The following is a 25,771-nucleotide window of genomic DNA, read 5'->3' on the forward strand; positions in this document are numbered from 1 at the left end:
CCGGCCGGTCCGCGCCGAGAGGGCTCTCGCCGGCGCGGGTTCCCCGGCTCCGGTGGGCAGACCGCGGCCGCGGGGAGCGCGGCCAAGAGCCCCCGCAGGTCCGCTGCCGCTCGTGCCGTGCATCGAGCGGGCAGTCGGGCCTGCCGCGGGAGCGCTGCTGCTCGTGCCGTGCACCGAGCAGGCAGTCGGGCCTGCCGCGGGAGCGCTGCCGCTCGTGCCGCGCACCGAGCAGGCAGTCGGGCCTGCCGCGGGAGCGCGGGCCAAGCGCCGCGGCCCGACCCGGCTGATTGTGGGGCCGCCTCCGCCCCGTTAGGGGTGGGGCGGCCCAAACTCCCTCGGTAGCGTTTTCGGCGTGGCACCTTCCACCCTTTTCCGCGGTTAGGTGGGCGATTACGTGAGTACCGTTCTTCTTGCCATTTTCCAGGGGGTAATGGCGTGAGCGCCGAAAACGAGCGGAAACTGCTCGACTACCTGAAGCGCGCCACCGCTGATCTGCGTGAGGCCAAAGGCGCCCTGCACGAGGTCCGGCGGCGCGATACCGAGCCCATTGCGATCGTCGGCATGGACTGCCGGTATCCCGGGGGCGTCGAGAGCCCCGACGACCTCTGGGAGCTCGTCCGCACCGGGACCGACGCCATCGGCGCGTTCCCCGCCGACCGCGGCTGGCCGCTCGACCGCCTTTACGACCCGGCGGGGGAGAAGCCCGGCACCACCAACACCCGCGAAGGCGGCTTCCTCCACGACGCCGCCGAGTTCGACCCCGAGTTCTTCGGCATCTCGCCCCGCGAGGCGCTCACCATGGACGCCCAGCAGCGGTTGCTGCTGCAGACTTCCTGGACCGCCCTCGAGCGCGCCGGCATCGTGCCCGAAACCCTGCGGGGCAGCAGCACCGGTGTCTTCGCCGGTGTGATGTACCACGACTACCTCGGCCACGCGGCCGCCGGCAGCGTCGTCTCGGGCCGGGTCGCCTACGCGCTCGGGCTGGAAGGCCCGGCCGTCAGCGTCGACACCGCGTGCTCGTCCTCCCTCGTCGCCCTGCACTGGGCCGCGCAGGCGCTGCGCCGCGGCGACTGCTCGCTGGCCCTCGTCGGCGGCGTCACCGTCATGGCCACGCCCGAGACCTTCGTCTACTTCACCGAGCAGCGCGGCCTGTCCGACGACGGCCGCTGCAAGGCCTTCGCCGCCGGTGCCGACGGCACGGGCTGGGGCGAAGGCGTCGGTGTCCTCGTCGTCGAGCGCCTGTCCGACGCCCAGCGTCTCGGCCACAACGTTCTCGCCGTCGTGCGCGGCAGCGCGGTCAACTCCGACGGCGCCTCCAGCGGCCTGACCGTCCCCAATGGACCCGCGCAGCAACGCGTGATCCGCCAGGCCCTCGCCACCGCCGGACTGTCCACAACGGACGTCGACCTCGTCGAAGGTCACGGCACCGGCACGAAGCTCGGCGACCCGATCGAGGCGCAGGCCTTGCTCGCGACCTACGGGCAAAGCCGCGAGGAGCCGCTCTGGCTCGGCTCGCTCAAGTCCAACATCGGGCACACCCAGGCCGCGGCCGGCGTCGGCGGCGTGATCAAGGTCGTGCAGGCCATCCGGCACGGCGTGCTGCCGAAGACCTTGCACGTCGACACGCCGTCGCCGCACGTCGACTGGTCGGCCGGCGCCGTCGAGCTGCTCACCGAGGCCCGCGACTGGCCCGCCGCCGGCCGGCCCCGCCGTGGCGCGGTGTCGTCGTTCGGCATCAGCGGCACCAACGCCCACGTCATCATCGAGCAGGCCGAACCGGCCGAAGATGAGCCCGCCACCGAGGTTCCCGTGTTCGCGTGGCCCGTCTCAGCGGACTCCGCGGACGCCGTCGCCGCGCAGGCGCAGCAGCTCCTGGACCACGCCGGAAACCCGACCGACATCGGGTTCTCGCTGGCCACGACCCGCTCGGCGCTCGACTACCGGGCCGTCGTCGTCGGCGCCGGACCCGACGAACTGCGCGCCGGCTTGACCGCGCTGGCGAACGACGAAGACGCGCCGAACGTCGTCCGCGACCGCCGCGGCACCGGCCGGACGGCCTTCCTCTTCACCGGCCAAGGCGCCCAGCGCGCCGGGATGGGCCGCGAGCTGGCGAAGTACCCGGTGTTCGCCGAAGCCCTCGACGCCGCGTGCACCCGGCTCGGCCTCGACCGCGCCGTCCTGGACGACGCCGATGCCTTGGCGCAGACCGGTTCCACGCAACCCGCGCTGTTCGCGTTCGAGGTCGCGCTGTACCGGCTTCTCGAGTCGTGGGGCCTGAAGCCCGACCACCTGCTGGGCCACTCGATCGGCGAGCTGGCCGCGGCGCACGTCGCCGGCGTCCTCTCGCTCGACGACGCCTGCACGCTCGTCGCCGCCCGCGCCCGGCTCATGCAGGCCCTGCCCGCCGGCGGGGCGATGGTCGCGCTCCCGGCGACCGAAGCCGAGGTGACCCCGCTGCTGACCGACGGCGTGAGCATCGCCGCGATCAACGGTCCGGCCTCGCTGGTCGTTTCGGGTGCCGAGGACGCGGTCGCCGCCGTCGCCGCGCACTTCGAGCGCGCCAAGAAGCTGCGCGTCTCGCACGCCTTCCACTCGCCGCTGATGGAGCCGATGCTGGCCGAGTTCGCGGCCGTCGCGGCGAAACTCACCTACGCCAAGCCCGAAATCCCGATCACCTCCACTGTGGACGCGGGCGCCGATCTGACTTCCCCGGAGTACTGGGTGGATCAGGTTCGCGCGACCGTCCGGTTCGACGACGGCCTCCGCGCCCTCGCCGACGACGGCGTCCGGACGTTCGTCGAGATCGGCCCGGCGCCGGTCCTGACCGCCGCCGCGCGCACCGCGCTGGACGACGAAACCCTGGCGTTCATCCCAGCCGTCCGCCCCGACCGCGACGAAGCCCAGGCCGTCGTCACGGCGGTCGCCGCCCTGCACGCCCGCGGGATTCCCGTGGACTGGCAAGCGTTCTACCCCGGTGCCCGACGCGTCGAGGTGCCGACGTACGCCTTCCGCCGCACCCGCTACTGGCTGCCCGCCACCATCGCGACCGGCGACGCCGGCGACCACGGCCAGCAGGCCGCCGCCCACCCGATGCTCAGCGCCGTCGTCCGGGTACCGGAGACCGACACGATCGTCCTCACTGGACGTCTGTCAACGGACACCGTGCCGTGGGTCGCCGACCACGTCGTCCTCGGCACGATCCTGTTGCCCGGCACGGCGTTCGTCGAGCTGGCCCGCGCCGCTGCCGACGAGGTCGGCTACGCCGGGATCGACGAGCTGACGCTGCATGCTCCGCTCGCCTTGACCGCGGGTGCGGCGCTCCAAGTCACCCTGGAATCCGAAGAGGACGGACGCCGTCGGCTGACCGTCCACTCGCGACCCGACGGCGACGACGCGTGGACCCGGCACGCCGAAGGGGTCATCACGGCCGAAGCGGCCGCGCCGGCGTTCGACCTCACCGAATGGCCGCCCGCCGGAGCCACCGAGATCCCCCTGGACGACCCGTACGCGCAGCTCGCGGACCTCGGCTACCGCTACGGCCCGGCGTTCCAAGGCCTGCGTGCGATGTGGCGGCGCGGTGAGGACGTCTACGCCGAGGTCGAGGTCTCCGAGGACGCTCGCGACTACGGCCTGCACCCGGCGCTGTTCGACGCCGCGATGCACGCCCAGCTGCTCGGCCCCGCGTCCGCCGACGGCGACGCGAAGCCGATGCTGCCGTTCGCGTTCAGCGGCACGACCTGGCACGCCGCCGGAACCGGCGCGGTCCGGGTCCACGTGTCGCCGACCGGCCCGGAGACCATCGCGCTGCGGATCGCCGACTCAGCCGGGCTCCCGGTGCTGACGGTCGATTCCCTGGCCGCACGGGCGATCTCGCTCGACAAGCTGACGCCGAACGCGCTGTTCCGCACCACCTGGGAAGCGGTTCCCGCGGGCACCGCGACCACCGCGCGCGTCCTGGAGGTGTCCACTCCGGACGGTCCGGTCCCGGATCGGGCCCGCGCGGCCGCCCGCCAGGTGCTGACCGCCATCCAGGACTCGAAGGACCGCCTGGCCGTCGTCACGCGCGGCGCGGTGTCGGTCGACGGCGAGGACGTCGACCCGGCCCTCGCGACGGTTTGGGGCCTGGTCCGCGCGGCCGAAGCCGAGAACCCGGGCCGGTTCGTGCTCATCGATGGCGAGGACGTCGAAACTGCGCTGGCGACCGGCGAGCCCGAGGTGGCCGTTCGCGAGGGGACGGCCTACGTCCCGAGGCTGGTCGCGGCGACGCCGTCCGGCGAGCTGGGCTGGAATCTCGACGACACGGTCCTGATCACCGGCGGCACGGGCGGCCTCGGCGCCGTCGTCGCGAAGCACCTGGTGACGAACCACGGCGTCCGGCACCTGCTGCTGACCAGTCGCCGCGGTGTGGACGCCCCGGGAGCGGCCGACCTGCGCGACGAGCTGACGCGGCTGGGCGCCGAGGTCACCATCGCGAGCTGCGACGTCACCGACCGGGCATCGGTGGCCGGGCTGGTCAAGGGCGTCCCGCTGACCGCGGTCGTGCATGCCGCCGGAATCCCGTCCGCCGGCCGCGTCGAGAACCTGACCGACGACGAACTCGACCGCGTCTTCGCCCCGAAGGTCGACGGCGCCTGGCACCTGCACGAGCTGACCGAGGGTCTCGACGCGTTCGTCCTGTTCTCCTCGGCCGCGAGCACCGTGCTGGCCGCCGGACAGGCCGGGTACGCCGCGGCCAACGCGTTCCTCGACGAACTCGCCCGCCACCGCCACGCGCACGGGCTCCCGGCGACGTCGCTGGACTGGGGCGCGTGGGCCGACGACGGCGGCATGGCCGGCGAGCTGACCGAAGCCGACTTCCGCCGCCTGCGCCGCCTCGGCACCCCGCCGATGGCGACGGCCGACGCCCTCGCGTTGTTCGACGCGTGCCTCGTCGCCGACGACGCCGTCCTCGCGCCGGTGAAGCTCGACCTCGCGGCCCTGCGATCCCGCGCGGACTCGCTCCCGCCGGTCCTGCGCGGGATGGTCCGGCAAGCACCCCGCCGCACGGCCGCGAAGACCGACGGCGCCGTCGCGGCCCGCCTGGCCGCCCTGCCGGAGTCCGAGCGCGAGGCGTACCTGCTGGAGGTCGTGTCCGGGCAGGTCAAGGCCGTGCTGGGCCTCGGGTTCGTCGAGCCCGGCCGCGCGTTCCAGGAGATGGGCTTCGACTCCCTGACGTCGGTGGAGCTGCGCAACCAGCTGGGCGCCCTTACCGGCCTGAAGCTGACGGCGACCATCGTGTTCGACCACCCGACACCGGCGGCGCTGGCCAAGCGGCTGCACGCCCTGCTGGGCCCGGCCCGCGGCGCGGCGGACTCACTGCTGGCCGAGATCGACCGCCTGGAGGCGCTCCTGACGGGAGCGGGCTCGCTGAACGGCTCGACGGCGAAGGTCACAGCCCGCCTGGACGCGCTGCTGCGCAAGTGGACCGAGGCGAACACGACCACCACCGAGTCCGCCGACCTGGACGAAGCCACCGACGACGAGCTCTTCGCCGTGCTCGACGAGGAACTGGGGATCTCATGAGCAACGAGGACAAGCTCCGCGACTACCTGAAGCGCGCGACGGCGGACTTGCAGGCGGCTCGCCGCCGGGTGCAGGAACTGGAAGCTCAGCACACCGAACCCATCGCCATCATCGGCATGAGCTGCCGCTACCCCGGGGGCGTCCGGACGCCGGACGACCTGTGGGACCTGGTCGACCAGGGGCGGGACGTCATCGGGGAGCTCCCCGCCGACCGCGGGTGGGACCTCGAGGGCATCTACGACCCCACCCCCGACCGGCCCGGCAAGACCTACACGCGCCACGGCGGTTTCCTCTACGACGCCCCGGGTTTCGACGCCGACTTCTTCGGCATCAGCCCGCGGGACGCCCGCCGGGCCGACCCGCAGCAGCGGATCCTGCTCGAAGCTTCCTGGGAGGCTTTCGAACGCGCCGGGCTCGACCCGCACTCGCTCAAGGGCAGCCCGACCGGGGTCTACGCCGGCGTCATGTACCACGACTACAGCGGCGGCAGCCCCGACGGCAGCCTCGTCTCCGGCCAGGTCTCCTACACCCTCGGCCTCGAAGGCCCGTCAGTCTCGGTCGACACGGCGTGCTCGTCGTCGCTGGTCGCGCTGCACATGGCCGCCCAAGGCCTGCGCGACGGCGACTGCTCCCTCGCGCTCGCCAGCGGCGTCGCCGTCATGGGCACCCCCGAGATGTTCGTCGACTTCAGCGGCCGGCGCGGTCTCTCCGCCGACGGCCGCAGCAAGTCCTTTTCGGACGACGCCGACGGGACGTCGTGGGCCGAGGGCGTCGGCGTCCTGGTGCTGGAGAAGCTTTCCGACGCGCGCCGCAACGGACACCGCGTCCTCGCGCTGCTGCGCGGTTCCGCGATCAACCAGGACGGCGCCAGCAACGGCTTCTCCGCCCCGAACGGGCCCTCCCAGGTCCGCGTGATCGAGGCCGCGCTGGCCGACGCCGGGCTGTCGCGGTCCGATGTGGACCTCGTCGAGGCGCACGGCACCGGCACCGCGCTCGGCGACCCCATCGAGGCGCAGTCGCTGATGGAGACCTACGGGCAGCGCACCACGGGCGAGCCGCTGCTGCTCGGCTCGATCAAGTCCAACATGGGCCACCCGCAGGCCGCGGCCGGCGTCGCCGGCGTGATCAAGATGGTGCAGGCGCTGCGCCACGGCAAGGCGCCGCGGACCCTGCACGTCGGCACGCCCTCGACGCACGTCGACTGGACGGCGGGCGCGGTCGAGCTGCTCACCGAGCCGCGCGACTGGCCCGAGGTCGGCCGGCCGCGTCGCGCCGCCGTGTCGTCGTTCGGCGTGAGCGGCACCAACGCGCACGTCATCCTGGAGCAGGCCCCCGAGAGCGACGCCGTCGAGCCGCCGCTGCCCGCGGTGCACCCGCTGGTGCTGTCGGCCAAGACCCCGGCCGCGCTCGCCGAGGCCGCCGCGCAGCTCGCGTCCCATGTGGACGGAAACCTCGTCGACGTCGCGCACACCCTCGCCACCGGCCGCGCGCAGCTCGACCACCGCGCGGTCGTGCTGTCCACGGATCCGAAGCAGGCCCTGGAGACGCTGGCCGCGGGCGGCTCGCGGCCCGACGTCGTCACCGGGACCGCCGACGTCCGTGGCAAGACCGTGTTCGTCTTCCCCGGTCAGGGCTCCCAGTGGACCGGCATGGCGACCGAGCTGCTGACGCAGTCGCCGGCGTTCGCCGCCCGGATGGCGGAGTGCGACGCCGCGCTGCACGAGTTCACTGGCTGGTCGGTGATCGACGTGCTGCACGGCGAGCCGGGCACCCCGCCCGCCGACCGCGTCGACGTCGTGCAGCCGATGCTGTGGGCCGTGATGGTCTCGCTGGCCGCGCTGTGGCGCGCGCACGGCGTCGAGCCGGACATGGTGATCGGCCACTCGCAGGGCGAGATCGCCGCGGCGAGCGTGTCCGGTGCACTGTCCCTTCAGGACGGTGCTCGGGTGGTCGCGTTGCGCAGCAAGGCGATCGGGGACGTCCTCGGCGGCCGCGGCGGTGGCATGCTCGCGGCCGGCCTGCCCGCCGCCGAGCTGCTGACCCGCCTCGACGCCTGGGACGGCCGGATCTCCCTGGCCGCCGACAACGGCGCCACCTCGGCCGTGCTGTCCGGCGACGGCGACGCCCTCGACCAGCTGCGCGACCAGCTCGTCGCCGAGGGCTTCCGCGCCAAGCGCGTCCCGGTGGACTACGCCTCGCACTCGGCGCACGTCGAGCACCTCGCCGACCGCCTGCTCGCAGACCTCGGCCCGATCACCCCGGGTGCCGGGACCGTCGCGATGACGTCCACGGTGACCGAGGAACCCGGCGCCACCATGGACGCGCGGTACTGGTTCACCAACCTGCGCACGACGGTCCGGTTCGCGCCGGTCGTCGCGAAGCTCGCCGAGGCGGGCTACACCCGGTTCGTCGAGGTCAGCCCGCACCCGGTGCTCGCGATGAGCATCCAGGAGACCCTCGACGAGGGTGGGCACAGCGGGTCCGTCACCGGCACCCTGCGCCGCGACGAAGGCAGCATGACGCGGTTCGCGACGTCGCTGGCCGAGCACTCGGTCCGCGGCGGCGCGGCGGACTGGGCGTCGCTGGTGCCCGGCGGTCGGCTCGCTGACCTGCCGACCTATCCGTTCCAGCACAAGCGCTTCTGGCTCGAAGAGGAAGCCACCACGGCACTGCCGCAGGCATCCGTCGCCGACCAGGACTTCTGGCAGGACGTCACGAGCGGCGACGTCGACGCGCTGGCCACCAGGCTGGGCGTCGAAACCGCGCCCCTGGCCGAGGTCGTCCCGGCCCTGGCCGCGTGGCACGGCCGCCGCACCGAGCTGTCCACAGTGGAGTCCTGGCGCTACAAGGTCTCCTGGGCGCCGGTGACGGTCATCGGCGGGCTGATCGGCACCTGGCTGGTCGTCGTCCCGGCCGACGTCCCCGAGGCGGCCGAACTGGCCGACGCACTCGCCGGGCAGGGCGATGTTGTCCGGGTGATCGCCGAGCACGGGGAACTGGCCGAGGCGCTCACGGAAGCGACGGCGTTGCGGCCGTTCGACGGCGTGCTGTCGCTGCTGGCCTTCGACACCCGCGAACACCCGGAGCATCCCGCGCTCAGCACCGCGGTCGCCGCCACCATCGCCCTGCTGCAAGTCCTGCGTGACAGCGACGCTCCGGTGTGGGTCGTCACCCGCGGCGCGGTCGCGGTGGACGCCTTCTCCGACGCCGACCCGGCCGCCGCGGCGGTCTGGGGCCTCGGCACGGTCGCCGCGCTCGACCAGCCCGCCACCTGGGGCGGCCTGGTCGACGTCGACGGCTCCGCCGACGCCGCCCGCCTGGCCGCGGTGGTGTCCGGTGTGGACAGTGAAGACCAGGTCGCGATCCGGCCGTCCGGGGTGTTCGCCCGGCGCATGGTGCACGCCCCGCTGACCGGCACCGCGGACGAGTGGAAGCCACGCGGAACCGTCCTGGTCACCGGCGGGACCGGCGCGGTCGGCGCGCACGTCGCCCGCTGGCTCGCCGGCCGAGGTGCCGACAAGATCGTGCTCACCAGCCGTCGCGGCCTCGACGCCGAGGGCGCGCGGGAGCTGGTCGACGAGCTGGGCGTCACCGTCGTGGCCTGCGACGTTTCCGACAAGCAGCAGCTCGAAGCGCTGCTGGCCGAGCACCCGCCGACCGCTGTCGTGCACGCGGCCGGCGTGCTCACCGCCGAATCGCCGCTGGCCGACGTCACGCCCGCCGAGTTCGCCGCGGCCACCCGGGCCAAGGTCACCGGGGCCGCGCTGCTCGACGAGCTGCTCGGCGACACTGAACTGGACGCCTTCGTGGTGATGTCTTCCGGGGCCGCGGTGTGGGGCACCTCCGGCCAGCCCGCGTACGCCGCGGGCAACGCCTACCTCGACGCGCTCGCCCGCCGCCGTCGCGCCGCGGGCCGCACGGCGACCGCGATCGCGTGGGGTTCCTGGGGCGGCGGGGGCATGGTCGACGCCGAGGCGAGCGACCTGCTGCGCCGCATGGGCCTGGCCGAGATGGCACCGGAACTCGCCGTCGAAGCCCTGGGCCAGGCACTCGACCACGACGAGACCCACCTGGTCGTCGCCGACATCGACTGGGCCGCGTTCGCCCCGGTGTACCAGCTCGCCCGGCCGCGGCCGTTGCTGCGCGCACTGCCCGAGGTCGCCGAGGACAAGACCGAAACTCCGGCCGGCAACGGCGACCTCAAGGCGAAGCTGGCCGCACTCACGCCCGCCGAACAGAAGCGGACGCTGCTGGAGCTGGTGCGCGGCGAGGTCGCCGTGGTCGCCGGCTACGACGGCGGCTCGGCGGTCGAACCCGCGCGGGCGTTCAAGGAACTGGGCTTCGACTCCGTCACCGCGGTCGACCTGCGCAACCGGCTCGGCGGGGCCACCGGCCTGAAGCTCCCGGCGACCGTCGCGTTCGACCACGTCAACCCGCAGGCGCTCGCCGAGCACCTGTGGACGCAGCTGGGCGGCGGCGAGGCCGCGGTCCCGCTGGAGGTCGAGCTGGACCGGCTGGAAGCCGCGGCGTCCACTTTGGACGCGGCCGAGATCGACCGGTCCCGGATCGTCGCCCGGCTGCAGGCGATGGTCACCACCCTGCACAAGACCCTGTCCGGCGCGAAGGCCACCGACGTGCTGGAGACCGCGACCACGGATGAGCTGTTCGCCCTCATCGACAACGAGCTCGGCGCCTGAGAGGTATGTCCACGATGACTGACGAAAGCAAGCTGGTCGACTACCTGAAGCGGGTGACCGCCACCCTGCAGGAGACGCGGGAGCGGCTGCGCGAGGTCGAGGCCGCCGACGCCGAGCCGATCGCCATCGTCGCGATGGGCTGCCGGTACCCGGGCGACGTCCGCTCCCCGGAGGACCTCTGGGAGCTGGTGGCGCAGGGCCGGGACGCGATCGGGCCGTTCCCGGCCGACCGCGGCTGGGGCCTGGACACGATGTTCGACGCCGACCCCGACAGCCCGGGCACGAGCTACGTGAGCGAGGGCGGGTTCATCCACGACGTCGCCCAGTTCGACGCGCCCTTCTTCGGCATCTCGCCGCGCGAGGCGCTCGCGATGGACCCGCAGCAGCGGCTCACTCTGGAGCTGGCCTGGGAGACCTTCGAACGCGCCGGCATCGCGCCGCACTCACTGGCCAAGCAGCAGGTCGGCGTCTTCCTCGGCAGCGGCGACCAGGACTACTACGACGAGCTGCCCCCGGCGGTGCTCGCCGGCGAGGTCCAGGACTACCTGAGCACCGGCAACGCCGGCTCGGTCATCTCCGGCCGGATCGCCTACGCGCTGGGCCTGGAGGGCCCGGCCATCACGATCGACACGGCCTGCTCGTCGTCGCTGGTCGCGCTGCACCTGGCCGTGCAGGCGCTGCGGCAGCGCGACTGCGCGCTGGCGCTCGCCGGTGGCGTCATGGTGATGTCGCGGCCGGGCCCGTTCGTCGCGTTCAGCCGCCAGCGCGGCCTCGCCGCCGACGGCCGCTGCAAGCCGTTCTCCGACAGTGCCGACGGCACCGGCTGGGCCGAGGGCGCGGGCACGCTCCTGCTGGAGCGGCTGTCCGACGCGCGCCGCAACGGCCACCCCGTCCTCGCCGTCGTGCGCGGCACCGCGGTCAACTCCGACGGCGCGTCCAACGGCCTCACCGCCCCGAACGGCCCGTCCCAGCAGCGCGTCATCCGCCAGGCGCTGGCCAACGCGCAGCTCTCGGCGTCCGATGTGGACGCCGTCGAGGGTCACGGCACCGGCACCACGCTCGGCGACCCGATCGAGGCGCAGGCCCTGCTCGCCACCTACGGCCAGGACCGCGACCGCCCGCTGTGGCTCGGTTCGATCAAGTCGAACATCGGCCACGCCCAGGGCGCGGCGGGGGTCGGCGGCGTGATCAAGATGGTGCAGGCGCTGCGCAACGGCCTGCTACCGAAGACCCTGCACGTCACCGAGCCGAGCACCGAAGTCGACTGGACCGCCGGGAACGTCGAGCTGCTGACCGAGGAGCGGTCATGGCCGGTGGGTGAGAAGCCGCGCCGCGCCGGGGTTTCGTCGTTCGGCGTCAGCGGCACCAACGCGCACGTGATCGTCGAAGAGGCCCCGGCCGTCGAGGTCGAGGAGACCACGCCGAGCTGGCCCGCCGAAGTGCCGGTCCCGTGGCCGCTGTCCGGTCACGGCACCACCGCGCTCAAGGCCCAAGCCGCGAAGCTGCTGTCCGTTGTGGACGGTGTGTCCCCGCTCGACCTCGGGTTCTCGCTGGCGACGTCCCGGTCGCCGCTGAGCCACCGCGCCGTCGTGCTCGACGGCAAGGCCGGGCTCACCGCCCTGGCGGCCGGCGAGCTGGTCACCGGTAGCCCCGTCGAAGGGCTCACCGCCTTCCTGTTCTCCGGCCAGGGCGCGCAGCGCGCGGGCATGGGAGCCGAGCTGGCCGCCGCGTTCCCGGTGTTCGCCGCCGCGTTCGACGAGGTCTGCGCGGAACTGGACCAGCACCTCGACCGTCCACTGAAGACGGTCGTCTTCGACAAGCCGCGCCTGATCAACCAGACCGGCTACACCCAGCCCGCGCTGTTCGCGATCGAGGTCGCGCTGTTCCGGCTGCTGTCCTCGTGGGGCATCAAGCCCGACTTCCTGCTCGGCCACTCGGTCGGCGAGCTGGCCGCCGCGCACGTCGCCGGAGTGCTGTCCCTGGCCGACGCGTGCACTCTGGTCGCCGCCCGCGCGAAGCTGATGCAGGCGCTGCCCACCGGGGGCGCGATGGTCGCGCTGCAGGCCACCGAGGACGAGGTCACGCCGCACCTGACCGACGGCGTCAGCATCGCCGCGATCAACGGTCCCGACTCCGTCGTGCTGTCCGGCACCGAGGACGCCGTCACCGCCGTCGTCGCGCAGTTCGAGGGCCGCAAGTCGTCGAAGCTGAAGGTGTCGCACGCGTTCCACTCGCCGCTGATGGAGCCGATGCTGGCCGAGTTCGGCGAGGTCGCCCGCACGCTCACATACTCCCAGCCCGAGATCCCGCTGGTCTCGAACGTCTCCGGCGCGCTCGCCGGGGGCGAGGTCGCCACGCCGGAGTACTGGGTCTCGCACGTCCGCGCGGCCGTCCGGTTCCACGACGGCCTCACCACGCTGAGCGCGCAGGGCGTCTCGCGGTTCGTCGAGGTCGGCCCGGACGGCGTGCTGTCGGCGTTGGCTCGCCAGAGCTTCGACGCGGTCGTCGTGCCGGTCCTGCGCAAGGACCGTCCCGAGCCCGCCACCGCGCTCACGGCGCTGGCCGAGCTGTACGTCAGCGGCCTGACCCCGGACTGGGCCGCGGTGTTCGAGGGCCGCGGCGCCCGGCGCGTCGACCTGCCGCCGTACGCCTTCCAGCGCAAGCGCTACTGGATCGACGCCCGCGCCAACCGCGACGAGGTGTCCGCCGCCGGCCTCACCTCCGCCGGGCACCCGCTGCTCGGCGCGGCCGTCGCGCTCGCCGACACCGACGGCGTCGTCCTCACCGGCCGCCTCTCGCTCGAGACCCACGCGTGGCTCGACGAGCACCGGCTCGGCGACGTCGCCACCGTGCCCGGCACGGCCTTCCTGGAGCTGGCGATCCGCGCCGGCGACCAGGTCGGCTGCGGCCGCATCGAGGAGCTCACCCTCGGCAGCCCCTTGGTCGTCCCGGACCGCGGCGGCGTCCAGGTGCAGGTCACGGTCGGGGCCGCGGGCGAGAACGGCGTCCGCGCCGTCAGCGTCCACTCGCGCCTCGAGGACACCGACGACCCGTGGACGGCGCACGCCGACGGCACCGTCGCCCCGCAGGCGCACCGCGGGACCGAACTGACCGAGTGGCCGCCCGCCGGCGCCGAGCCCGTCGCGATCGACGGCCTCTACGACGACTTCGCCGGCACCGGCCTCACCTACGGCCCGCTCTTCCGCTCGCTGCGCGCGGTCTGGAGCCGCGGCCGCGAGGTCTTCGCCGAGGTCGCCCTGCCCGAGGACAGCGACGCCGAGCGCTTCGGCCTGCATCCGGCCGCGCTCGACGCCTGCACGCACGCCCTGCGCGTCGCGGGTGGCGGTGACGGCGGAGTCGGCCGCGTCCCGTTCTGCTGGACCGGTGTCGAACTGCACGCCACCGGCGCTTCGGCGCTGCGGGTGAGGTTCACGCCGACCACCGAGGACGGCTTCGCGGTCGCCCTCGCCGACTCCACCGGGGCACCGGTCGCCACCGTCGCCGAGACCGTGTTCCGCGCGTTCACCGCGCCGGTCGCGACCGAAGCCCCGCTCTACCGGGTCGAGTGGCGGCGCATCGGCGCGGAGTCCACTGTGGACACCGCGAACGCCGAGATCTTCGACGCCACGGGTTCCGACACGCACGAGCTGGCCCACCGCGTGCTCGGCGCGCTGCAGAACTGGCTCGCCGAGGAGCACCCGGAGGACGCGCGCCTGGTCGTCGTCACCCGGGGTGCCGTCGCGGCGGCCGGGGGCGTCACCGACCTCGCCGCGGCCGCGGCCTGGGGGCTCGTGCGCTCGGCGCAGGAGGAGAACCCGGACACGTTCGTGCTCCTGGACTTGGACGCCGAGAGCACCGCGGCCGAGGTACTTCCGCAGGTCCTCGCCACCGGGGAACCGCAGGCCGCCGTCCGCTTCGGCGCGGTCCTCGTCCCGCGGCTGGTGCGCGCCTCGGCGGCCGCCGAACCGGCGTACTTCCACCCGGGCGGCACGGTCCTGGTCACCGGCGCGTCCGGCGCGATCGGCGGCGCGCTCGTCCGGCACCTGGCCGCAAAGCACGACGTCCGGCGGTTCCTGCTGGTCAGCCGCCGCAGCACGCCCGCGCTGGAAGGCCTGGGCGCCGAGCTGGGTGTACACGTCGACATCGCGCTCTGCGACGTCGCCGACCGCGCCGCGCTGGCCCGGGTCCTGGCCGCGATCCCGGCCGAGCACCCGCTCACGTCCGTGGTGCACGCCGCGGGCGTCCTCGACGACGGCGTCATCACCGCGCTCACGCCCGAGCGCCTCGACACCGTGCTGCGGCCGAAGGTCGACGGCGCGCTCAACCTGCACGAGCTGACCCGCGACACTGCGCTCTCGGCGTTCGTGCTGTTCTCCTCGGTCTCCGGCGTGCTCGGCGCCCCGGGCCAGGGCGGGTACGCCGCCGCGAACGCGTTCCTCGACGGCCTCGCCGCCCACCGCGTCGCGCACGGCCTGCCCGCGTTGTCGCTGGGCTGGGGCCTGTGGGGCGAGGTCGGCGGCATGGGCGGCACGCTGACCGAGGCCGAGGTCGCGCGCCTGGCTTCGGGCGGCATCGTGCCACTGTCCACTTCGGACGCTCTCGACCTCTTCGACCGCGCGCTGGCGTCCAGGCAGGCCGCCGTCGTGCCGGTCAAGCTCGACCTGCCGGCGCTGCGGAAGCTGGACCGGATCCCGAAGACCCTGGAGGAGCTGACCGGACGGCCGACCCGGCGCGTCGCCGCGAGTGCGTCCGCGGCTGCCGAGGACTCCTTCGCCGCCCGCGTCCGCGCCCTGCCGGAGGCCGACCGGGCCGACGCCGTGCTGGACCTGGTCCGCGGGCACGCGGCCACCGTCCTCGGCTACGGCGGCGGGCACGAGATCGAGCCGGCCGCGCAGTTCCAGTCGCTCGGCTTCGACTCGCTCACCGCGATCGAGCTGCGCAACGGCCTCACCGCGGCGACCGGCCAGCGGCTGCCCGCGACGCTGATCTTCGACCACCCGACGCCGTCGGCGCTGGCCGCGCACCTGCTCACCGAGCTGGTGGGCGGGGTCGCGGAGATCGCCACGGCGTCGGCCAAGGCGTCGGACGAGCCCATCGCGATCGTCGGCATGGCCTGCCGGCTGCCCGGCGGGGTCACCTCGCCCGAGCAGCTGTGGGACCTCGTCGCCGGCGGGCGCGACGCCATCGGCGACTTCCCGGCCGACCGCGGCTGGGACGTCGACGGCCTGCTCGACCCGACCGGCCGCCGCCCCGGGACCACCTATGTGGCCCGCGGCGGGTTCGTCCACGACGCCGGCGACTTCGACGCCACCTTCTTCGGCGTCTCGCCGAAGGAAGCTCCGGCGATCGACCCGCAGCAGCGGCTGCTGCTGGAGGCCTGCTGGGAGGCCCTCGAGCGCGCGGGCATCGACCCCACCTCGCTCAAGGGCAGCCCGACCGGTGTCTACGCGGGCGTCCAGTACCACGACTACGTGGGCGCCAACAGCGCCGGCTCGATCGTCACCGGCCGGGTGTCCTACACGCTCGGACTGGAGGGCCCGGCGGTCAGCGTCGACACGGCGTGCTCGTCTTCGCTGGTCGCGATGCACATGGCGGCCCAGGCCCTGCGCGGCGGCGACTGCTCCCTGGCCCTGGCCGGTGGTGTCACCGTGATGGCGACGCCGGAGACGTTCGTCGAGTTCAGCCGGCAGAAGGGGCTGGCCGCCGACGGCCGCTGCAAGGTGTTCTCCGACGACGCCGACGGCACCACCTGGTCCGAGGGCGTCGGCGTGCTGGTGCTGGAGCGGCTGTCCGAGGCCCGGCGCCTCGGCCACCCGGTGCTCGCGGTGCTCAAGGGCAGCGCGGTCAACCAGGACGGCACGTCCAACGGCCTCACCGCCCCCAACGGCCCCGCGCAGCAGCGCGTGATCCGGGCGGCGCTGGCCGACGCGGGCATCACCGCCGCCGACGTCGACGCCGTCGAGGCGCACGGCACCGGCACGAAGCTGGGCGACCCGATCGAGGTCCAGGCGCTGCTGGCCACCTACGGCAAGGAGACCTCGGCCGACCGTCCTCTGTGGATCGGTTCGGTCAAGTCGAACCTCGGCCACACGCAGGCCGCGGCCGGCGCGGCCGGTGTCATCAAGATGGTGATGGCCATGCGCCAGGGCGAGCTGCCCGCGACGCTGCACGTCGGCCGCCCGTCGAGTGAGATCGACTGGTCGTCCGGTGGTGTCCGGCCGCTGGTCGAGCCGGTGAAGTGGCTGCCGAACGGGCACATCCGCCGCGCCGGCGTCTCGTCGTTCGGCGTGAGCGGAACCAACGCGCACGTGATCCTGGAGGAGGGCGACCGCCGCGAGGTGACCGGCGGCGGGCACGACCACGACGGCCCGGTCGCGTGGCCGGTCTCCGGCCGCGGCGCGGCGGCGTTGCGCGCCCAGGCCGAGCAGCTCATGTCCTATGTGGACGAAGACCCGGAGGGCAGCCTCGCCGACATCGGCTTCTCGCTGGCCACCACCCGCGGCGCGTTCGACCGCCGCGCGGTGCTGATCGGCCAGCGGTCGCCGCAGTTCGTCCGCGGTCTCGCCGCGCTGGTCGACGAAGAGGAGGCGCGCGGCGTCGTCAGCGGTATCGCCACCGCGGGCGGACGCACGGCGTTCCTGTTCGCCGGCCAGGGTGCGCAGCGCGTCGGCATGGGGGCCCGGCTCGCCGAGCAGTTCCCGGCGTTCGCGGCCGCCTACGACGAGGTCTGTGCGGAAGTCGACCGGCACCTGGACCGCCCGATCCGCTCGGTCACCGACGAGCTGGACGAGACCCGGTACACCCAGCCCGCGCTGTTCGCGCTGGAAGTCGCGCTGTTCCGCTTGGTGCGGTCGTGGGGCGTCAAGCCGGACGTCCTGCTCGGCCACTCGATCGGCGAGATCGCCGCGGCCCACTGCGCGGGCGTGTTCTCCCTGGCGGACGCGGCCAAGCTGGTGGTCGCCCGGGGTGCGCTGATGCAGGCGCTGCCGACCGGCGGCGCGATGGTGGCGATCGAAGCGACGGCGGAGGAAGTGCGCGACGACAGCGTCGACATCGCCGCGGTCAACGGGCCGAACTCCGTCGTGATCTCGGGAGCGGCCGACGCCGTGGCCGCGGTGGCGGCGAAGTTCGAGCGCACCAAGCAGCTGAAGGTGTCGCACGCGTTCCACTCCCGCCTGATGGAGCCGATGCTCGAGGAGTTCCGGGCGATCGCCGCGGAGCTGACCTACGCGTCGCCGCGGATCCCGGTCGTCTCGACGGTCGCCGAGGGCGCCGACCTGACCTCGCCGGAGTACTGGGTCCAGCAAGTTCGCGAAGGCGTCCGGTTCGCCGACGCGGTCACCCGCGCCGCGGCCGAGGGCGTCAACCGGTTCCTGGAGCTGGGTCCGGACACCACGCTCGCCGCGATGACGGCCGCGTGCTTCGACGAACGGCCGGACGTCGTGGCTTCCTTGCTGCACAAGGAGAACGACGAGGCCGTCGCCGCCCTGACCGGCATCGCGCAGCTGCACGTCAGCGGCGTCGACGTCGACTGGACCGCGGTGTACGAGCCCACCGGCGCGAGGCCGGTCGCGGTGCCGACCTACCCGTTCCAGCGGCAGCGCTTCTGGCTGGAGAGCACCACCGGCGCGGTGAGCCAGGAGGACCACCCGCTGCTCGGGTCGGCCCTCGAACTGGCCGGCGCCGACGGGCTGCTGTTCACCGGACGGCTGTCCGTGGGCACGCACTCGTGGCTGGCCGACCACGTCGTCGGCGGTGCGATCCTCTTCCCCGGCACCGGGTTCGTCGAGATGGCGATCCGCGCGGGCGACGAGGCGGGCTGCCCGCGCCTGGACGAGCTGACCCTGGAGTACCCGCTGGTCGTGCCGGAGCGGACCGGCGTCCGCGTCCAGTTCGCCGTCGAGGCGCCCGGCGCCGACGGCACCCGCGCGTTCAGCGTCCACTCGCGGCCCGAGGGCGCGAGCGGCGCGTGGACACGGCACGCCACCGGCAAGCTCGCCAAGGCCGGTCCGAAGGTGGGCTTCGGCCTGACGGCCTGGCCGCCCGCCGGCGCCGAGCAGGTCAACCTGGACGGGACGTACGACGAGCTGGCGGCCGACGGGCTGGCCTACGGTCCCGCGTTCCGCGGGCTCGTCGCGGCCTGGAAGCGCGACGGCGAGGCGTTCGCCGAGATCCGGCTCCCGGCTTCGGTGTCCGATGTGGACCGTTACGGCGTCCACCCGGCCGTGCTCGACGCGGCGCTGCACACCATCGGCGTCTCCGGCGCGGCGGGCAGCGAACCCGCCCTGCCGTTCGCGTGGGAAGGCGTGCGCCTGCATGCCGTCGGCGCGACGACGCTGCGGGTGCACGTCCGGCCGGTGGGCACCGGCGCGGTCGCGCTGGACATCGCCGACGGCGCCGGGGCTCCGGTCGCGTCGGTGGAGTCGCTGCTGCTGCGCCCGATGTCCGCCGTTCCGCAGGCCGCGCCGACCGGCGGTGGCGACACGCTGTTCCGCGTCGCCTGGGAACCCGCCGAGCTGGACGCGGTCGCCGAGGTCACCGACTGGTCCGTGCTGGGTACCGACGCCTTCGGTCTCACCGAAGCTTTGGGCGCCGAGGCGGAGGCGACCGGCCCGGCCGTGCTCCCGGTGGCCGGCGACGACCTGCACGCCGAACTGCACCGCGTGCTCGGCCTGCTGCAGTCCTGGCTGGCCGGACCGGGGGAGTCGCTGATCGTCGTGACCCGCGGCGCGGTGGCGACCGAGGCGGACGAGAACCCCGACCCGGTCGGGGCCGCGGTGGCCGGCCTGGTCCGCTCGGCGCAGGCCGAGCACCCGGACCGGATCACCCTCGTCGACCTCGGCGCGGGTACCCCGGCGGGCCGGACGCTCGCCGCGGTGGCGGCGTCCGACGAGCCGCAGGTGGCGCTGCGGGCCGGCGCGGTGCTGGTGCCGCGGCTGGCCAAGGCGCCCGACGCGGTGGCGGCCCCGGTCTGGGACGCCGAAGGCACGGTCCTGGTCACCGGCGCGACCGGCGCGCTGGGCTCGGCCGTGGCCCGGCACCTGGTCACCGAGCACGGCGTGCGCAACCTGCTGCTGGTCAGCCGCCGGGGCGCCGACGCACCGGGGGCGGCCGAGCTGGCCGCGCTCGACGCCGACGTCACCATCGCCGCCTGCGACGTCGCCGACCGCGACGCCGTGGCCGCGCTGCTGGCCGGGATCCCGGCGGAGGCGCCGCTGCGAGCCGTGGTGCACGCGGCCGGCGTGCTCGACGACGGCGTCCTGACGTCGCTGACCCCGGAGCGCCTGGACACGGTGCTGCGGCCGAAGGCGGACGCGGCCTCGGTGCTCGACGAACTGACCCGGGACCTCGACCTCACGGCGTTCGTGCTGTTCTCCTCGGCCGCCGGCGTCCTCGGCGCACCGGGGCAGGGCAGCTACGCCGCGGCCAACGCGTTCCTCGACGCCCTGGCGGCCCGGCGGCGGGCCGACGGCCTCGCCGGGACGTCGCTGGCGTGGGGCCTGTGGGCCGACGGCATGGGCGAAGCCCTGGACGACGCGGACGCGCACCGCATCGGCGAGACCGGCATCACCGCACTGTCCACTGAGGACGGACTGGCGCTGCTGGACGCGGCGGCCGGCGGCGCGGAGGCGCTGCTGGTGCCGATCGCGCTGGACACCCGCGTGCTGGCGTCGTCGGGTGACGACGACCTGCCCGCCGTCCTGCGCGGCCTGGCCGGCACCCCCGGCCGCCGGGCGGCGCAGGAGGCGGCCGAGGACACCGAGTCGCTGGCTCGCAAACTGGCGGGCCTGCCGGTCGCCAAGCGCGTCCCGACCGTGCTGACGCTGGTCCGCACCCACGCGGCGACGCTGCTCGGCCACGCCGGGCCGGAGGCGGTGGAACCGGACCGCTCGTTCAACGAGGTCGGCTTCGATTCGCTGTCCGCCACCGGGTTCCGCAACAAGCTCAGCCTCGTCACCGGCCTGAAGCTGCCGGTGAGCCTGATCTTCGACTACCCGACCCCGCGGGTCCTCGCCGAGCACCTGGTCGGCGAACTGGCCCCGGCCGAGGTCGAGGTCGTCGAGGAAGCCGTTACCGAGCAAGGGGTTCGCGAGGCGCTGGCGGGCATCCCGCTGGAGAAGCTGCGCGCCGCCGGGCTCCTGGACGGCCTGCTGGAACTGGCGGGCGTCCGCCTGCCCGAAGACACCGTGGAGCCGGAAGCCGTCGAAGAGGCCACGATCGACGACCTCGACACCGACGCGCTGATCAGCATGGCGATCGGCGGTGGTGACGACGATTAGTCGACCCCTATTCCGGCCCGGCCCGGCCATTATTGCCGCCGCGGAGGCGGCTATGGCCCACTGGTACGGAGAGTTTCCCGTGCTTCACCACGATCTTGACCCGAACGAGGAGAGGTAACCCATGGTCACCGGCTACGCAATCGAAGCACGGGGGCTGCGCAAGTCCTATGGCGACGTGGACGTCCTGGAAAGCGTCGACCTGAGCGTGCGGCGCGGCACGATGTTCGCGCTGCTCGGCCCGAACGGCGCGGGCAAGACCACGACGGTGCGGATCCTCAGCACCCTCCTGGACGCCGACGGCGGCACCGTGACGATCAACGGCCACGACCTCGCCGGGCCCAAGCGGAAGGTGCGCGAGCAGATCGGCCTCACCGGCCAGGACACCGCGGTCGACGAGCTGCTCACCGGCCGCGAGAACCTGGAGATGATGGCGCGGCTGTTCCACCTGGCCACGCCGGCGGCCAAGAGCCGCGCCACCGAGCTGCTCGCGCAGTTCGACCTGTCCGAGGCCGGCGACCGCCCGGTCAAGACCTACTCCGGTGGCATGCGCCGCCGGCTCGACCTGGCGATCAGCCTGATCACCTCGCCGCCGGTGCTGTTCCTCGACGAGCCGACCACCGGTCTCGACCCGCGCAGCCGCTCGGCGATGTGGGACGCGATCCGCGAGCTGCTCGACGGCGGCACCACGATCCTGCTCACCACGCAGTACCTCGAGGAAGCCGACCAGCTCGCCGACCGGATCGCGGTGATCGACAAGGGCCGCGTGGTCGCCGAGGGCACGGCGGCCGAGCTGAAGCGCAAGGTGGGGACCGAGCGGCTGAAGCTCACCTTCGCCACCGCCGCCGAGGCGGCGCGCGCGCACGACGTCACCGGCGGCGTGCTGACCGACGGCACCGTCAGCGTCGGGATCGACCAGCCCGCGCAGGTCCGGCTGGTGCTCAACCGGGTCGCCGACGCGGGCCTCGAGACCACCGGGCTGGAGCTCTCCGAGCCGACCCTGGACGACGTTTTCCACACCCTTACCGGAACCGCGGGAGAGAAGCGATGACCCAGACCCTGTCCAGGGAGGTCGAAGGGACGCAGATCCCCGACACCCCGAGCCGCTCGTCCTTCGCGCTGGCGCTGTCCGACTGCCGCGTCCTGATCGGGCGCAACGTCAAGCACATCGCCCGCAACGCGGAGATGCTGATCCAGGCGGTCTCGCTGCCGATCGTGCTCCTGCTGCTGTTCCGCTTCATGTTCGGCGGGGCCATCAACCTGCCCGGCATGGCCTACATCGACTACCTGGTGCCCGGCCTGGTCGTCGTCAGCATCGGCTTCAACTCGACGACGACCGTCGTCGGCGTGGCCGCGGACCTGACCCAGGGCCTGGTGGAGCGGTTCCGCTCGATGCCGATGGCCGGCCCGGCCGTCCTCGTCGGCCACGTCGTCTCCGGCGTGCTGCGCAGCATGCTTTCCCTCGTCGTGATGGTCGCGGTCGGCCTGGCCGTCGGGTTCCGCCCGGCGGGCGGCGTGCTCGGCTGGCTCGGCGCGATCGGCCTGCTGGTGCTGTTCGCCTCCGGCATCTTCTGGCTCGCCACGCTGCTGGGGTCGATCGCCAAGACCGTCGAGGGCGCGGGTGGCCTGGGCATGATCCTCGTGTTCATCCCCTACGCCACCAGCGCGCTCGTGCCGACGGCGTCGATGCCGTCGGTGCTGCGGGCCGTCGTCGACAACCAGCCGGTGACGGTGCTGATCGACGCCGTCCGCGGCCTGATGAACGGCACCGACCTGGGCTCGACCGGCTGGCTGGCGCTGGCCTGGTGGGGCGTCATCACCGCCGGTGCCGCGTACCTCGCGATCCGGAAGTTCCACCAGCGCTCCCGCGGCTGAGCGTTCCCGCGTCACCGAAGGCGGCCCGTGCCCCGCGCACGGGCCGCTTTCGCGCGCGCAAGGTCGACTTTAGGTCGGTCGGGCACTCTGCGTAGAGGAGATCCGACCAGTCCGTGAAGTGAGGTGGCCCCGATGCCGACCCGCATCGCCGAGAACCCGGCCGTGACGCTCGACGCGTGGTCCGCCCCGCTGGCTGCCGATCCGGCCGGCGCGGCGGCGTTCCTCGCCGAGGTCGCCGACCGCGTCGCGAGCCGCCCGCGGGTGCTCGTCCTGAACGCGGGCCCGGTCGCGGACGAGCTCGCGGAACTGGGGTACGCCGTCACGGAGGCGGGCTTCGACAGCCTGCCCGGCCGGCGTTTCGACGTCGTGTACGCCGGTGCGGACGTTCTTTCCCGGCTGCTCGTGCAGCGGGAGCAGGTGCGCGCGGTCCGCAAGCTGGCGGCGCTGCTGCGGCCCGGCGGCGCCCTCGTCGTGCAGGGCCACCACCCCGACCCGGCTCGCTGGGCTTCGCACCCGCTGGTGACCGGGCACGACTGCGCGCGTCAGACGCTGTTCCTGGCCGACGCGCGGGTGCCGCTGCGGTACGTGTGGCCGTCGGAGCTGGACCTCATGGCCGAGCTGGCCGAGCTGGCGCTCGACAGCCGCTGGGGTGGCTGGTACGGCGAGCCCGCCGCGTGCGGTTCGCCGGTCGTCTCCCTCTACCGCAGCTAAATGTAAAGAGGCCCGGTCCCCGCTCGTGGCGGTGGACCGGGCCTCTCGGGGCCGGACGCGGACTCGGTCAGACCGCGTCCGACATCTCGCCGACGAGGATGCTGTGGTGCAGCTTCCGCAGCGAACTGCCGGGTTCGATGCCCAGCTGCTGAACCAGGTGCTGCCGGGCGGAAGCGAAGGTCTCGAGGGCCTCCGCACGGCGGTTCGAGCGCAGCAGGGCGGTCATCAGGTACTCGTAGAACGTCTCGCGCAGCGTGTGTTCCTTCGCCAGCGCGGACAGCTGACCGACGACCTCGCGGTGCCGTCCGATCAGCAGCTCGGTTTCCATCAGCAGTTCCAGGCACTCCAGCCGGCTTTCCTCCAGCAGCGTCGCGTAGGCCTGGACGTCGGGGGAGTCGGTGAAGCCGCCGAACGCCTCACCGCGCCATAGATTCGCGGCCTGGCGCAGGACGGCCGCGGCCTCCTTGTAGTTGCGGTCCCAGTACAGGGCCCGGCCGCGCTCGTAGAGGCGGGTGAAGCGGTCGGCGTCGAGCTCGCCGTCGGTGACGTGCAGCGAGTAGCCGCGCGGGCTGGTGACGACGGGGCTGTCGTCGGCGTCGTCACCCGTGCCGCGCAGCAGCTTCCGCAGCTGCGAGACGTAGACGTACAGCGCGGCGCTCGCGCGGGCCGGCGGGTGCTCTCCCCAGAGCTCGCCGATGAGGTGTTCGGTGGTCGCCACCTGGTTGCGCTTGACCAGCAGCACGGCGAGCAGCGTCTCGATCTTGCGTGCCCGCGGGGCGCTCACGCCAGGCCGCCCTTCGACTCTGATCTGCCCCAGTATCCCGTAGTCCATTTCCAGTGCCCTCCGGTGTCCGCGTCGATCGGATCTGCCCGGCCCGGCGCCCCCAGTGTTGTCCTCCAGCGCCCAACTGCCCGGTCCCACTCCGGCAGCGTACTAAACCGACCTCCCGGTTTTCAAGACAAAACCGGGAGGTCGGTCGGTTTGTTCTGTGAGCGGTCGCGAACCCCGTTGTCTGGGGCCGGTTTCTGGGGTTCCCCTAGTTGTAAACCGGGCGGTTGGTATGTAATCATGATCGAGACGCGCAGACCCCTGCGCCGGGACGAGGGGACCGACGGTGACCAAGCAGGCACGCTCGGAACACACGCGGCGCCTGTTGCTGGAAGCCGCGGCCGAGCTGCTGCACCGCGACGGGTACGCGGCCACCAGCATGGTGGGCATCGCCCAGGCGGCGGGCGTCACCAAGGGTGGCCTGTACTTCCACTTCTCGTCCAAGGACGAGATCTGCGACGAGGTCCAGGAAGCGGCGACGGCGGTGCTGCGCGAGCACGTGAGCAGGCAGCTGGCGGTGTCCCGCCCGGCGTTGCCGAGGCTGGCGGACCTGAGCCGGGCGCTGATGCACTGGCTCGACGCGGACCCCAAGGTGGGCGCGAGCTTCCGCATGGCCCGCGAGATGGGTTCCGTGGACGAGCGGTTCGTGGTGTTTTCCCGGGCGTGGCTGGCGCAGGTCCACGAGTACGTGACGGAGGCACTGGCCGGCGGCGAGCTGGGCGCGGACGTGCCGGTCGAGACCGCGGAGCTGCTGGTGGTGGTGACGTGCGTGGGCCTGGAGTCGGTGGTGTCGAGCCGGATCGTGGTCCCGGACAGCGACTTGGCCTCGACGCTGGGCAAGCTGTGGCGGCTGCTGGAGCTGTCCCACCGCCCGGCCCCGGTCCGCACGGCCCGGACCTGAGGGCGCCGTCGAGCCGTCCCCGCGCTCCCATCCGCGAGCCTCGGCGCCGCGCGAGGCCGTGGATGCGCGGCCCGGCAACCAGTCCGGAGCCGCCTCGCCTGCGCCAGGGCGTGAAAAAGGCGGCCCGCAACCACCGGACCGCCCGTTCCCGCGAAACCTCAGACCGCGGCCGTCACCTGCGCCGTCCCCTCCGGGACGAACCGGTGCAACCGCCGCGGCGGGACCACCGAGCTCAAGATCGTGGTCCACATGAACGTCACCCGCTCGAGCAGGTCCATCCGGCCGGTCAGCACCTGGGAGCTCAGCTGGATCCCGGTGAACGACGCCTGCACGAACACCGCCAGGTCGTACGCGTTGACTTCCTTGCGCAGGTCGCCCGCGGCCTTGGCCGCGAGCAGGCAGCCGTGGATCGTGTCGATCCACCGCTTGTACGCGTTGCCGGCCGGCGCGATGAACGAGCCCTGCTCGATGACCAGCCGGATGCTCGCCCGGACGCGCACGTCGGACTGCAGGCTGGCCGCCATCTCCTGGGTCAGGTCGATGACCGTCTGCAGCCCCGGGTTCTCGATCTCCGCGAGCGGGTCCCAGACGGTGAACTGCTCGTCGATCAGCGCGTCGGCGAGGTCTTCCTTCGACTTGAAGTGGAAGTACAGCGCACCCTTCGTGACACCCGCCTCCGTCAGGATGTCCGAGAGGCTCGCGCCGAGGAAGCCGACGGCGTCGAACCGCGAGGCGGCCGCCTCGAGGATCGCGTTCCGTGTCTGCTCCGCACGCTCTTGGCGAGCCACGTCAGCCCCTCTCACTCTGGCCGATCAGTCCACAGTAGACCATTCGGCGGTACTCCCGGGTCAGAGGGACAGTCTACGTCCCCGGGGCCGGGAAAGCCATCAAAAAAAACCGCTCGGTTGGTATGGTTTTA

Annotated in this window: 8 protein-coding genes and 1 pseudogene; 7 read left to right on the plus strand and 2 right to left on the minus strand. The window is 73.4% G+C overall.

Going from position 1 to position 25,771, the window contains the following annotated elements; all coding sequences use genetic code 11:
* Window positions 1-459 precede the first annotated feature (459 nt).
* The 6 genes and pseudogenes from ACIRSS_RS34875 to ACIRSS_RS34900 all read left to right on the plus strand — a co-directional run.
* Window positions 460-5,562: pseudogene (locus ACIRSS_RS34875) on the plus strand (SDR family NAD(P)-dependent oxidoreductase); the annotation flags it as partial.
* A gap of 26 nt (window positions 5,563-5,588) precedes the next feature.
* Window positions 5,589-10,259, plus strand: a complete 4,671-nt coding sequence (locus ACIRSS_RS34880) for a type I polyketide synthase (RefSeq protein ID WP_400904004.1) — start codon at window positions 5,589-5,591, stop codon at window positions 10,257-10,259.
* 14 nt (window positions 10,260-10,273) lie between these two features.
* Window positions 10,274-20,539 (plus strand): SDR family NAD(P)-dependent oxidoreductase, encoded by a 10,266-nt coding sequence (locus tag ACIRSS_RS34885; RefSeq protein ID WP_400902584.1) that lies wholly within the window; start codon window positions 10,274-10,276, stop codon window positions 20,537-20,539.
* Window positions 20,540-20,660: 121 nt separating this feature from the next.
* Window positions 20,661-21,587 (plus strand): ATP-binding cassette domain-containing protein, encoded by a 927-nt coding sequence (locus tag ACIRSS_RS34890; protein ID WP_400902587.1) that lies wholly within the window; start codon window positions 20,661-20,663, stop codon window positions 21,585-21,587.
* Window positions 21,584-22,411 carry an ABC transporter permease gene (locus ACIRSS_RS34895; RefSeq protein WP_400902589.1) on the plus strand — a complete coding sequence of 276 codons (828 nt, stop codon included), beginning with the start codon at window positions 21,584-21,586 and terminating at the stop codon, window positions 22,409-22,411. Before ACIRSS_RS34890 ends, ACIRSS_RS34895 begins: the two co-directional genes overlap by 4 nt.
* 132 nt (window positions 22,412-22,543) lie before the next feature.
* The gene (locus ACIRSS_RS34900) at window positions 22,544-23,122 is read left to right on the plus strand and encodes a hypothetical protein (protein ID WP_400902591.1); all 579 of its coding nucleotides are present in this window, start codon (window positions 22,544-22,546) and stop codon (window positions 23,120-23,122) included.
* 67 nt (window positions 23,123-23,189) lie between these two features.
* Here ACIRSS_RS34900 and ACIRSS_RS34905 read toward each other — a convergent pair whose 3' ends face one another.
* Complete coding sequence (locus ACIRSS_RS34905) at window positions 23,190-23,906, minus strand: BTAD domain-containing putative transcriptional regulator (protein WP_400902594.1); 717 nt, start codon at window positions 23,904-23,906, stop codon at window positions 23,190-23,192.
* Between the two features lie 331 nt (window positions 23,907-24,237).
* On the opposite strand from ACIRSS_RS34905, the gene ACIRSS_RS34910 reads away from it, so the two are divergent.
* Window positions 24,238-24,852: a ScbR family autoregulator-binding transcription factor gene (locus ACIRSS_RS34910; RefSeq protein ID WP_400902596.1), complete on the plus strand. Its 615-nt coding sequence runs from the start codon at window positions 24,238-24,240 to the stop codon at window positions 24,850-24,852.
* A gap of 158 nt (window positions 24,853-25,010) precedes the next feature.
* Here ACIRSS_RS34910 and ACIRSS_RS34915 read toward each other — a convergent pair whose 3' ends face one another.
* Window positions 25,011-25,640, minus strand: coding sequence for a ScbR family autoregulator-binding transcription factor (locus ACIRSS_RS34915; protein WP_400902599.1), 630 nt, complete (start codon window positions 25,638-25,640; stop codon window positions 25,011-25,013).
* Window positions 25,641-25,771: the final 131 nt, after the last annotated feature.

Source organism: Amycolatopsis sp. NPDC101161, from assembly GCF_044768185.1.
Lineage (GTDB): Bacteria > Actinomycetota > Actinomycetes > Mycobacteriales > Pseudonocardiaceae > Amycolatopsis.

What these genes read in the sequence shown, in the direction of transcription:
- ACIRSS_RS34885 (WP_400902584.1), top strand. Translation starts at nt 10,274, where the DNA reads ATGACTGACGAAAGCAAGCTGGTCGACTACCTGAAGCGGGTGACCGCC.
- ACIRSS_RS34890 (WP_400902587.1), top strand. Translation starts at nt 20,661, where the DNA reads ATGGTCACCGGCTACGCAATCGAAGCACGGGGGCTGCGCAAGTCCTAT.
- ACIRSS_RS34895 (WP_400902589.1), top strand. Translation starts at nt 21,584, where the DNA reads ATGACCCAGACCCTGTCCAGGGAGGTCGAAGGGACGCAGATCCCCGAC.
- ACIRSS_RS34900 (WP_400902591.1), top strand. Translation starts at nt 22,544, where the DNA reads ATGCCGACCCGCATCGCCGAGAACCCGGCCGTGACGCTCGACGCGTGG.